The sequence below is a fragment of the Psychrobacter sp. TPE 89C genome (assembly GCF_055522395.1).
This window is the reverse complement of record NZ_JBVFXW010000070.1, coordinates 1-10,932: the sequence shown is the minus strand read 5'-3', so window position 1 is coordinate 10,932 and position 10,932 is coordinate 1. Positions and strand designations below refer to the sequence as shown.

General features: G+C 42.7%; 7 protein-coding genes. 2 read left to right on the top strand and 5 right to left on the bottom strand.

The features are described from left to right. Nucleotides 1-319: 319 nt before the first annotated feature. Complete coding sequence (locus tag ACZW67_RS13515) at nucleotides 320-1,957, bottom strand: ATP-binding protein (protein WP_465183684.1); 1,638 nt, start codon at nucleotides 1,955-1,957, stop codon at nucleotides 320-322. Nucleotides 1,958-1,971: 14 nt separating this feature from the next. Beyond that, entirely contained in the window at nucleotides 1,972-2,658 is a 687-nt protein-coding gene (locus ACZW67_RS13510) for a response regulator transcription factor (protein ID WP_352257950.1), read from the bottom strand. 237 nt (nucleotides 2,659-2,895) lie between these two features. Here ACZW67_RS13510 and ACZW67_RS13505 point away from each other — a divergent pair, with 237 nt between their 5' ends. Beyond that, nucleotides 2,896-3,447 (top strand): Spy/CpxP family protein refolding chaperone, encoded by a 552-nt coding sequence (locus tag ACZW67_RS13505; protein ID WP_465183683.1) that lies wholly within the window; start codon nucleotides 2,896-2,898, stop codon nucleotides 3,445-3,447. 109 nt (nucleotides 3,448-3,556) lie between these two features. Here the strand turns inward: ACZW67_RS13505 and ACZW67_RS13500 are convergent, their stop codons facing one another. The 3 genes from ACZW67_RS13500 to ACZW67_RS13490 are packed head-to-tail and all read right to left on the bottom strand — an operon-like array spanning nucleotide 3,557 to nucleotide 8,236. Further along, the gene (locus ACZW67_RS13500; protein WP_181416257.1) at nucleotides 3,557-4,441 is read right to left on the bottom strand and encodes an exonuclease domain-containing protein; all 885 of its coding nucleotides are present in this window, start codon (nucleotides 4,439-4,441) and stop codon (nucleotides 3,557-3,559) included. A gap of 53 nt (nucleotides 4,442-4,494) precedes the next feature. Continuing rightward, nucleotides 4,495-6,066, bottom strand: a complete 1,572-nt coding sequence (locus tag ACZW67_RS13495; RefSeq protein ID WP_465183682.1) for a hypothetical protein — start codon at nucleotides 6,064-6,066, stop codon at nucleotides 4,495-4,497. A gap of 52 nt (nucleotides 6,067-6,118) precedes the next feature. Next, nucleotides 6,119-8,236 carry a hypothetical protein gene (locus ACZW67_RS13490; RefSeq protein ID WP_465183681.1) on the bottom strand — a complete coding sequence of 706 codons (2,118 nt, stop codon included), beginning with the start codon at nucleotides 8,234-8,236 and terminating at the stop codon, nucleotides 6,119-6,121. 391 nt (nucleotides 8,237-8,627) lie between these two features. Here ACZW67_RS13490 and ggt point away from each other — a divergent pair, with 391 nt between their 5' ends. Further along, nucleotides 8,628-10,580 (top strand): gamma-glutamyltransferase, encoded by a 1,953-nt coding sequence (gene ggt / locus ACZW67_RS13485; RefSeq protein ID WP_465183680.1) that lies wholly within the window; start codon nucleotides 8,628-8,630, stop codon nucleotides 10,578-10,580. The last annotated feature ends 352 nt before the right edge of the window (nucleotides 10,581-10,932 follow it).

Here is a 10,932-nt window from a genome sequence, read left to right as displayed (position 1 = left end):
CGAATATATACAGAGAGACAATGCCGTTTGTCTTGACTTTAATACCGACTGTCTTATATATATCAAAAAATGAATATAAAGAATGGTATGAAATCATAAAAAAATACAATTGTCCACTTATTTACCTAAAAATATGCTCTTATCGATATATCAAAGATATAAGATAAGAGCGTATTTACTATGCTAGTAATAGTCGATTCAGAGTGTTTACGGCTTTAGATTTTAACTATAGATAATACAAATGAGAGCATTATAGAAATTTAAAATAAGTAAGCATCACACTGTATCCAAGTTATATAGGGCTAATTATAATGAATTCTTAGCCCTCTTTAGATCCTATCGGCAATACTATCTGTACCACCAACCCTTGCACCCCGTCTTTGCGATTATAAGTATGGATATAACCCTTGTGAGCGGTCACTACTGCATGAACGATGGCCAGTCCTAGTCCATAACCACCCGTTTCACGATGCCGCGCAGAGTCCAGCCGTACAAATGGTTGAAAAATACGCTCTAAATCCTTTTCTGCCACACCGCCGCCTTCGTCCGTTATGCTGATCTGAATCGCAGGTGTCTTATCCTCTGTCTCTATTTCTTTAATTTCAGCAATAACTTTGGAACCAGAGGCAGTATGCATAAAGGCATTGCGAATAATATTCTCAAGGGCGCTATGCAGCTGTTCTTGATTGCCTAACACTGTCAAAGAAGTTGTTGATGCTGCCAATAGTGCAGAATCGGGCGATTGCCACTGCCATTGCACGTCTTTATTTTGAAACTCGAAACAGACGTCTTGCCCAATCTCACTGATAATTTCAGCAATATCGACCGTGTCGTTTTCTAAGTTGTCGATGGTATATTGCTGCATTTGCAGTGACTGGATATGAATGATTTGTTCAATTAACTCATTCATTCGTGCTGACTCTTTGTCTATGCGATCTAGATAGCTACTGGCATTAGGGGCAAAATCTCGAGTCAGCTCAGTCGCGACATCCAGACGTGCCAACGGCGAACGCAGCTCATGCGAGATGTCACTCAACATCTGCTTGCGTGCCAGCTCGCTTTCAGCCAATCGTGTTGACAGCTTGACCACATCATTAGCAAGTAAACCCAATTCGTCATCTCCCATTTTCGATAAATTTGGATGGGCTTGATAGTCACCATCAATCATACGGTGCACGGTGTTTTGTACACGGCGAATACGCTGAGTCATCGTACGACTGAGCCAAATACAAACCAAGATACTAAAGATAATAATCAACAACAGACGTATGGGAAAATTACTATGCTGCAACTCTACTACGTCAGAAAAACGCAAATGTGGACGCAACTGTATAATAACCGTTTGCTCATCTGGTAGAGCGACAGTCACATCAGCCAGTTCAGGACGATTCTCAGAGTCAGCTATCGTCGCGCTACTCGGAATCATAGGCGGCAAAAGATAGCTTAATGCCGATGGTTGAGCATTCGACATATCTTTATCACGTCTAGGCTGTATTGGCAGCTTTGGCTCTAGTGATGGTAGCTCTGTTGCCTGCTGACCCTCTGGTCTACTTTTTGGTCTTGGCTCCTCTCCCTCTCCATCACGATAATAGGCTGGCTCTACCGCCTGCTGACCATAGGGCCTAAGTTCTGGCCTCAGCTCATCCCTATCGCGATAACGCGGAAATATAATGGCACCTTGCTCATCATAGACTCTGATCTGATTCATCAGCCATCGGTCTTTATGGTACATCTGTTTGACGGCTGTCAAGTCGCCAGCTTGTAGTGCCGTAACCATCTCTTGGCGCTTAGTCAATAACGTATCGACCTGCACATCCATAAGAGCGGTGAGCGCTTTTTCACTCAACCAACGCTCTACCATGACCGATAAGATAGAAGTGATGAGGATAGTGACTAATAGGCTCAAAAACAGCCGCCAAAACAGGGTGATTCGCACCTTAAATTTAGGAGTATTCATCGATGATTCCATTATTAAAGTACTAGCTGATAACCTTTACCACGAACCGCTTTTATTGGTTCGTCATGAAAAGGCTGAAGTTTTTTACGCAGGCGTGACACATGCACATCTAAGCTACGGTCAAAAGGTTGAAGTTCACGTTGCAATACATGCTCTGATAGCCATTCTTTACTGACCACTTCGCCTTTTTGTTTGAGGAGCGCCACCAATAGATCAAACTCTGTACCCGTCACTTGCAGCTCAATACCATCTATTTGACAAATTCGCTGATTTTGATCGAGATGCAAGCGACCTTCTGGTAATGGTGTGTGATCTGACACCGCCGCATTGGTGCGTTTAATCACTGCATTGATACGTGCCAGCAGCTCTCGAGGATTACAGGGTTTGGTAATATAATCATCAGCGCCAAGCTCCAGACCGATGATACGATCAATCTCCTCGCCTTTTGCTGTCAACATAATGACAGGGATATCAATAATATTCGGTAATTGGCGCAGTACGCTGAGCCCATCCATTTTTGGCATCATAATATCAAGCACTAGCAAATCATAAATAGGCGCCTGAGTACTCGCCATTTTCAGTTTTTTTATAACTGCTTCACCATCATGAACGCAGTCACATTGGATGCCGTGATTGTGTAAGTACTCTTGTAATAATTGAGTCAACTCTTCGTCATCGTCGCCTAATAATATATTTGGCATATTTTTCTCCTTTAGCTTTGAATCGCTTTGTTATCTATATTATCAGGCAAGAGCTTATCGATTCGCTATAAACGTTACTTTTCTTAATACTTCATAAATGTTCGTAACCTTCAACTGTCGTAAGATAGCACCTATCAACAGCAGGTATTGTGTTTATCTACAGCACTTAAAAATAGTATTTGCTAGATGACCGTTTAATATTTACTTAACCAAATCAATCAGATAAAAGGTATTGTTATGAAAAAATTACTATTGGGCTCAGTATTAGTATTGTCTAGCGTATTTACTGTCACCGCCTGTACCAGCGTCAATGCAAACACGGATACGACTCCATCGGCCACCAAAATGCAAAAGCAGCATAAAGCCGGTATGAAAAAGGGCGACATGAAAAAAGGTGGTATGAGAGGCCCATTGTCACAACTGGATCTGACCGAAGCACAACAAACACAAATTAAAGCCATCATGCAAAAACAGCATGGCGATAATAAAGCGGATCGTACAGAAAACAAAGCAGAACGCGCTCAAATGCATCAGCAGATTCAAGCATTGACCAATGCCCGCACATTGAATAATGCCGCAGTAAGCCGTCTGGCTGATCAACAAGCAGCAAAAGAGAAGCAACGCTTTATTGAACGTGTACAAACCCAGCATGCAATTGCTCAAGTATTGACTGCTGAGCAACGTGCCGAGCTTGCACAAATGAAAGAAGAAAGAAAAAATGACAAAAAAGATGATCGTGGTTCAGACCATCGTGAGCCACGTGGCGAACGTCCACAATCAGGCATGTAATAATCTACTCCGGAAAAGTATGGTTTTTATCTAGCGATATAAGTTTTAAATAAAAAAGCGCCCCTATTTGATAGAGGCACTTTTTTGTTTGCTAATATAAATATTTAAATCAATCTGATATTTTAATTAATTTCAAAAACTCTTTCTCTGCCAAAACCTTAATATCTATACCGCTCTGTATAAGCTCTTCTACTTTTCGATGCTTACTACTTTTTTCGTGGCCTGCCAGCAATGTTAAATCTTGAACACCAACCACGAGGTAATCTAGCTTTTTTGAAGCACCTGCTTTCACATTAAACCCATTCTTGGCTGCTATCTCAGCAATCTCTGCTCTACCAATACTCAAGTCTCCCGTAAAACAAATATTAAGTCCTGCGTATTGACCTGCTTCATCTCCAGTTTTGGTAATATTACGTGGATAACTCTTATTGTTTACACGTCGCTGTTGATGATAAATACGATTATATTCACTAGCTTCTACCCAATCACGGATCGATAGACTATTCTCTCTGAGGATAGTTACGGTGATAAATCCACATGCTTTAGCATCCTCTAAGGCATCGTGATGAGTAAATCGATAATTCCATTCTTTACATACATTCGCTAGATTATAACCTTGAACCGCAAAGCGCTGACAAGTCCTACGCACTAATACAGTCGCATCTACCCACTGTAGCTCTGGTACCGGTAACTTATGGTTGTCAAGACTTTGCCTTAAAGCTCTTTGGTCAAAATTCGTATAGCTAACAACAATATTTTCACCAATAAACTTCAGTATATTTCCATAGATGTCATGCATGGATGGGGCATCTTTCACCATACTGCTAGTAATACCATGCACTTCTATATTTTGACGACTGAAGGAGGTCTGAGGTGCAACTAAAGTGCAATAGGTATCAATCAACTTACCGTTTAAATATTTAGCCAACCCTATTTGGCAAATAGATCCTATATCACTATTTGCAGTTTCAACATCAATAGTCACAAAGTTCACTATATATTCCCTTATTTAATATAATTTTCCATACCATCCTCAATAGCAGCAAACTATCTTTCAGCCATCAGTAACCTATCAAATACCATCTTGCCTATTGTCGTACCATTGCCATCACGATAATATTGCATCAGCTCACGACCATACTGTCGCGCATCAATACTATTACTGGCATTCGGCACTTGCACATCACTTGGCAAATTTGGGAATGCCATGTCTTTAGAGCTGATAGAAGAATACTGCTGCAAAGCGTCCATTACGATGCCGCCTGACTTATTATCAGCAGACTGATATTTGCTTGGGAACTCACTACGCGAGTGCTGCCATTTGAGCTGACCACGTTTGTCAAACCCATACAGTTCTTGTACGGTCGTATTGTCTAATAATGCTGACTCTTCCGTCTCAGCATCCTTATTCATACTGTCTTTCAGCATTGCCAATACTTGCTGTACCAATGCTTTACTGGTTAATTTATCAGTCTCTGTGTCGATTGCTTCATCAGACGCATCACTATCTTGGACCAGTTCAGGATATTGCTTACTGATACGATCATAGAATATCTGCATATAATTTTGATAAAACTGCTCATAGCTCTCAGCACTTTGCACACGGCGAATCACTTGAGCACTTTCTTGCATAACTGGTAACTGATGTTCCGGTAATTTAGGAGACAATGATGCCAGTGTATTGGGCGCGACATAATCAAATTGGCTAACAGGTGCGGCTTCAAAGGTACGGTCTAGCGCCTCAAAATGGCTCTTTATCACCTCACTACCAAAACCTTTTGGTAGCGTGCCATCGTCAATCGCTATCTTTAGCCACTTATTTCGCCATTTTGTACCGAGCTTGTCATCTAATAAATCTGAATTAAACATCGCAAAGTTATCTGCCCAGAGATAGATATCACCGTTTTTGAAATTGATATAAATGGGCTGATTAATGCTACTGTGATGATTGCGCGCTTGATACTGCACACTGGCGAGCATGGTAGCCTTGCCAGCCATTGGCTGATAGACACCTTGAGAGTTGATAGACAGCGGCTTTAATAGATAAGCATCTAATAGCTTCGCTTTTTTCACGTCTACTGGTTTTGATTGGTCATCATAATTATCGAACAGCTGCTGGTACGATGCTGGCACGGTAATATCGCTATCATACTGACTGTCTACCCACGCTTCATACGCGTCTGAACATTCAAGGTAGCTGTCTTTTAGCATCGTTCTCTGAGCATCATATTCCGCATCCAAAACATCTTTATTTTGCGTGTCGGCCTGAGCAATTAAGTCAGCGTAAGCTTGATCGTGTGTGTCTTCGCAGTAATCATCTATATAACCTGACGCGACCGACTTTTCCTCTTTTGCATTGGCAATCTGCTGATCGTTATTAATCTCAATATTGCCGTGGTAACTGAATGATTGGCGACGCTGTTTTTGTAACGCGGTTGCCAATGCTGTTTTGGCCGCGGTTGGCGTTTGCTGTGCCGTGATAGCCGTAGACTGGCCGAGACCAGTAGATTGGCAACCTGTTAATAATAGTGCGCCTGTCATGAATGCACTGGTGAATAAAGTGTGGCTTTTGAGCATTGACGGCAGACGACCTACGATGGCTTGTTGTACTGTTTTCATTTTTTGTCCTTAATAAATATGGGCTTGAACCGACGATAGTGCTAATGACGCTCTATCGGTTGTCCGTATCATCTTCAGCATCGTTGTAGTCTTCGCTATAGTCAGTATCATAGTCATCATAATCACTAGAGTCATACTCTGTTGCATCACTGGCATAATCGTCACTGGCATCAGTATAATCGCTATCGTAATCATAACGGGCATAACGGGCAGTATCTAGCCTATCTTCTGCTTGACGTTGTTCTGCCATCCACGCATTGCCATCGATAGCAGGTTTGGCGTTTTCACCGAAAGATTCTGCCAATAAAGGCGTTAATACATGATTTTTAAAACTGGTTTTATCGTAACGTACCTGGTTTAGTACGGTGGTGGTAGAACCCATCAAATCACCACCAATATTCATACGTTGCTGCTTGGCAAGCAGACGGTCTGAGTTGTCTAAATAGTAGTAGTTTATTTGATTAAACGAGATAGGACCGATGGCCTCAATCAACTGTAATAGCGACCCCACATCTGCACTTTGATAGCCCTTATTGTATAGCTGTAACTTTTCAATGGCTGTTTTTAGCATGGCACCATCAGGATATTTTTCTGGATTGGCATCGACATAATCTTGTAATGACTTGGACATGTACTTCAGCGTTTTACCGATCATCTCACCGCTTTGTTGGCTACCGAAATATACTTTTACCGCTCGGCTAGCACCGACTTCTTTGGCAAACCGATCATTACGAATATCTACCGCACTAAAATGCTCAGGCGCCAGCTCTGCCATACTGTCCTGTATCGCAGAAATCGCCGCGTCATAAAGTACTGCTGGCGGCAATTGTGCCGTGATACTCTCGGGCAAACCAAAACTGACGGTATGCGATGCCATCTCATTAGGTAGTGGCGTATGGTCAGGATTGGCAATTGCCATGATGGGCATAATGACTGAAGGATCGACTGTGATACGACTGTTGTCAAAATCAAGCGCGAGTGGTATTTGTACCGATGCGCTAATCGTTGGCGTCACATAATCATAGCTGTAGACGCTTTGTATTTGTCGCTGCTTAGGATTGTATTGACTGACACTGCTGAACATGAGGTTTTTATATTGATATTCATTTGATGCGGCTATCTGCTCAGGCGTACGATGAATCATGCTAAGCATTTGACCAAGCACGCCTGACGCTGACTCAGGGGGGAACGCGCTTGCTGTACCAGCCATTTCTGCTTGTTGTTTTGCCATCTGCATGGCTTCATATTGCTCTGTCATGCTTTTGGGGTTTAATTCTGATAACTTTGAAAAAGCACTGTCCGATTCATAATCATCAGTTTCATAAGCTTCTGTAGCATAGTCACTGCGACTATAACCGTTTTCGTCATAGCCATCTTGGTCATAACCTTCATCATCGTAGCCATACACGTTATATCCGTCTATATCATAGCCGTACCAGTCATAACCATCTTCATCATAACCGTTTTGATCTAAACCATAGTCGTCATAGCCATTTTTGTCGTAACCCTCATAATCGTAGCCATACTCGTCATAGCCGTTTTCATCGTATTCACTGTCATCTGGCTCATCAGCATCTTCTACGACGACTTCTGCAGCATCTACATAGTCGTCATCTGAGTCGTAGGCATATTCTTCGACGACTTCGTCATCCGAGTCATAGTCGCCTGAGGTTTCTTTTTTATAAACATAGGTCTCTAAAATAGTCTTAAACAAACTGCTAGCGCCGGCATCGATACTGTCTGGACTGATAAAAGGCGCTGCTTGATAGTTGGCTTGCGAGACTGACACATGCTCCGTTGCTAGATGCTGGCGAATAGCGGTCAATAAATGCGATTTGGCTTGATTCTCTATACTGGGATATTTTTCTTGGTCAAACAGCTGGGCATAGCGTTCAGACTTGGCATGTAAACTGGCATTAAATGCACGGCCCTGTGCTTGGCTTTGTACGGTATCTACCGTTTCAAAATCAATCATCTTTCCTGATACGGCAGCAGATGATGAGACGGTCGGGTTTGATTGACAGCCTGTCACCATGGTCGTCGCACCCACAGACAAAATGGCACAGCCAGCAATCATTATCGACTGACGCTTACTAGTGCTCGATGACTGGTGAGCGGATGATTGAGGTAAAGTTGGCTGGTCATTTTTACGAAAAATAGGCGGTGACATGAGACTTCCTTAATCTAAGCTGACAAACAATTGTAAGTATCGTATTGGTAGCGTTATTTATATCACAAAACATTACTAGCTAGCGATAATAGCGCAATTTTTCATTTAGTTTCCATAAATCATTGGGTTTCACCATAATATTTATTCACTGAACACTTAAAACGCTCTCGTATTAGACAGCTATCTATCTCTATGAAAATAAAAAGCAGTAGCACAATGAACAAAATACATTTTAAAACCACCATTTCTTCATATTTTTATAGACATATGTAGATAGCAACTCCCTATTCTCATGTTATTCTGTTATTTTGCGTGACATACCTCTCTATAATCTATCTATTGCTTGTCTATATACTTGTTGATTAACTTCTCTCATAAAAAGGACTTTACGATGTCACACCTGCCCTCACATTTACATCACGCTACCCAGCAATCCAAACTCAAGAAAAAATTATTACTTAACCCTAGTACGCTACTGATTACTGGGGCGTTATTACTGTCTGTATCTGCTCATGCGCTGGAACCAGTAGCATCAACCAACTCCATTAATAACAGCTCAATTAATACCAGTGCGATAAACCTAGCCGTAATGGCTGATAACCCAACCGTACTGTCTGAAACCAAACGCATTACGACCGCCAAATCAAGCAAGCTCACCGCTACGACTAACACGACTAATAACACAAATAGCGATCAAGCCATCTACTCTGCGGATGCCATTCATCATCCAGTATGGGCAAAAAACGGTATGGTAGCGACTCAAGAAGCGCTCGCTTCAGATATTGGGTTACAGATTCTTAAGCAAGGCGGTAATGCCGTTGATGCCTCGGTTGCCGTTGGTTTCGCATTGGCTGTTACTTTGCCACGTGCCGGTAATATCGGTGGCGGCGGGTTTATGATGATTTATGATGCCAAACAAGGCAAAACAGTGGCGCTAGATTACCGTGAAAAAGCACCTAGTAGTGCCTCACGTGACATGTACCTTGATGCCGAAGGCAATGCCGTCAGCGATTTGTCTCGTTATCATGGTTTAGCCGTTGGTGTGCCAGGCACAGTGGCAGGGCTGCTCAAAGCGTTAGATGAACACGGCACGATGAGCCGCGGGCAAGTCATGGCACCAGCGATTGCACTGGCAGAGGACGGTATCGAAGTCACAGCAGGATTGTCCGAGTCGCTCACCGCTTTAAGTGATCGTTTGCAAAAATGGCCCAGTACTAAAAAGGTGTTTTTTAAACCCGACGGCAGTGCCTATCAACCGGGTGAATGCTTAAAGCAGCCAGAGCTTGCCCGCTCGCTGAAGCTGATAGCAGCACAAGGGGCTGATGGGTTTTATAAAGGGGAAACGGCCAGTAAAATTGTCAAAGCTATCAATGACGCAGGTGGCCGCATGAGCCTACAGGATTTGGCCAACTATAATGCCGTGGCCCGTACGCCTGTCAAAGGCAACTATCGTGGTTATGAGATTGTCTCTATGCCACCTCCCTCTTCTGGTGGCATTCATATCATTCAGATTTTAAACATATTAGAAGGCTATCCACTCAAAGACTACGGACAAAACAGCGCCCAGACCATTCACTTAATGGCTGAGGCGATGCAATTGGCTTATGCAGACCGTGCTGAATATTTGGGTGATGCTGATTTTATTGATGTCCCTGTGAGCGGACTAACTGCCAGACCGTATGCCGATAAACTGCGCACACTGATTGACCCCAATAAAGCCACGCCAGCCGCTACCATCAAAGCCAATAACCCACTACCGTACGAGAGTGATCAAACCACGCATTTTTCTATCGTGGATAAAGACGGCAATGCCGTCGCCAATACCTATACGTTGAATTTTTCTTATGGCACTGGGCTGGTCGCTGATGGTACAGGTATCCTATTAAATAATGAGATGGATGATTTTTCTGCTAAGCCTGGTGTGCCCAATGGTTATGGCCTATTAGGTGGTGAAGCGAACAGCGTCGAAGCGGACAAGCGACCGCTGTCTTCTATGAGTCCAACGCTCGTGTTCAAAGACAGTAAGCCTTATATCGTAACAGGTAGTCCTGGTGGTAGTCGTATTATTACGACTGTGACGCAGGTTATCTCTAACGTGATTGATCACGATATGAATATTGCAGAAGCCACGCATGCCCCGCGCATTCATGATCAATGGTTGCCTGATGAAATCCGTATCGAAAAAGCATTGAATATCGATACCATCAAAAAGCTCGAATCTATGGGTCACACAGTTAGCCCACAATCAGCAATGGGTTCAACGCAATCTATTATGATTACGCCAAGCGGTGTGTACGGCTCGTCTGATCCACGTATCGTTGATGCGGCTGTGGTTGGGTATTAATCATATAACTAGAGGATATTATGCAGACAATCAAACTCACACTAATATTGACCAGTATATTAGGCCTCACTGCCTGTATCGATTTGGGTGCGCGGTTTATGTATGAACAAGAGTATTTAGAATACTGACTCTGGCAATGCAGTAGGAGAATGTACCACACAGATCAATCCAGCAACAAACAGACTTTGTTTTTCGCCACTACCCGAAAGATCAGCAGAAGAATATTGGGAAGATAATAACTTGCCTGTGGGTACTAAAAGATTTGATTGTCACAACGGTATCCCAAAATCATATAAGCATCGGTAGTTAAAAAACCCCCTCTTAAAATAGAGGGGGTTTTTTATGATTGATA

Bases quoted from the DNA above. Each gene is read 5' to 3' on its own strand.
- ACZW67_RS13490 (WP_465183681.1), bottom strand. From the start codon at position 8,236: ATGTCACCGCCTATTTTTCGTAAAAATGACCAGCCAACTTTACCTCAA.
- ACZW67_RS13505 (WP_465183683.1), top strand. From the start codon at position 2,896: ATGAAAAAATTACTATTGGGCTCAGTATTAGTATTGTCTAGCGTATTT.
- ACZW67_RS13495 (WP_465183682.1), bottom strand. From the start codon at position 6,066: ATGAAAACAGTACAACAAGCCATCGTAGGTCGTCTGCCGTCAATGCTC.
- ACZW67_RS13515 (WP_465183684.1), bottom strand. From the start codon at position 1,957: ATGAATACTCCTAAATTTAAGGTGCGAATCACCCTGTTTTGGCGGCTG.
- ggt (WP_465183680.1), top strand. From the start codon at position 8,628: ATGTCACACCTGCCCTCACATTTACATCACGCTACCCAGCAATCCAAA.
- ACZW67_RS13510 (WP_352257950.1), bottom strand. From the start codon at position 2,658: ATGCCAAATATATTATTAGGCGACGATGACGAAGAGTTGACTCAATTA.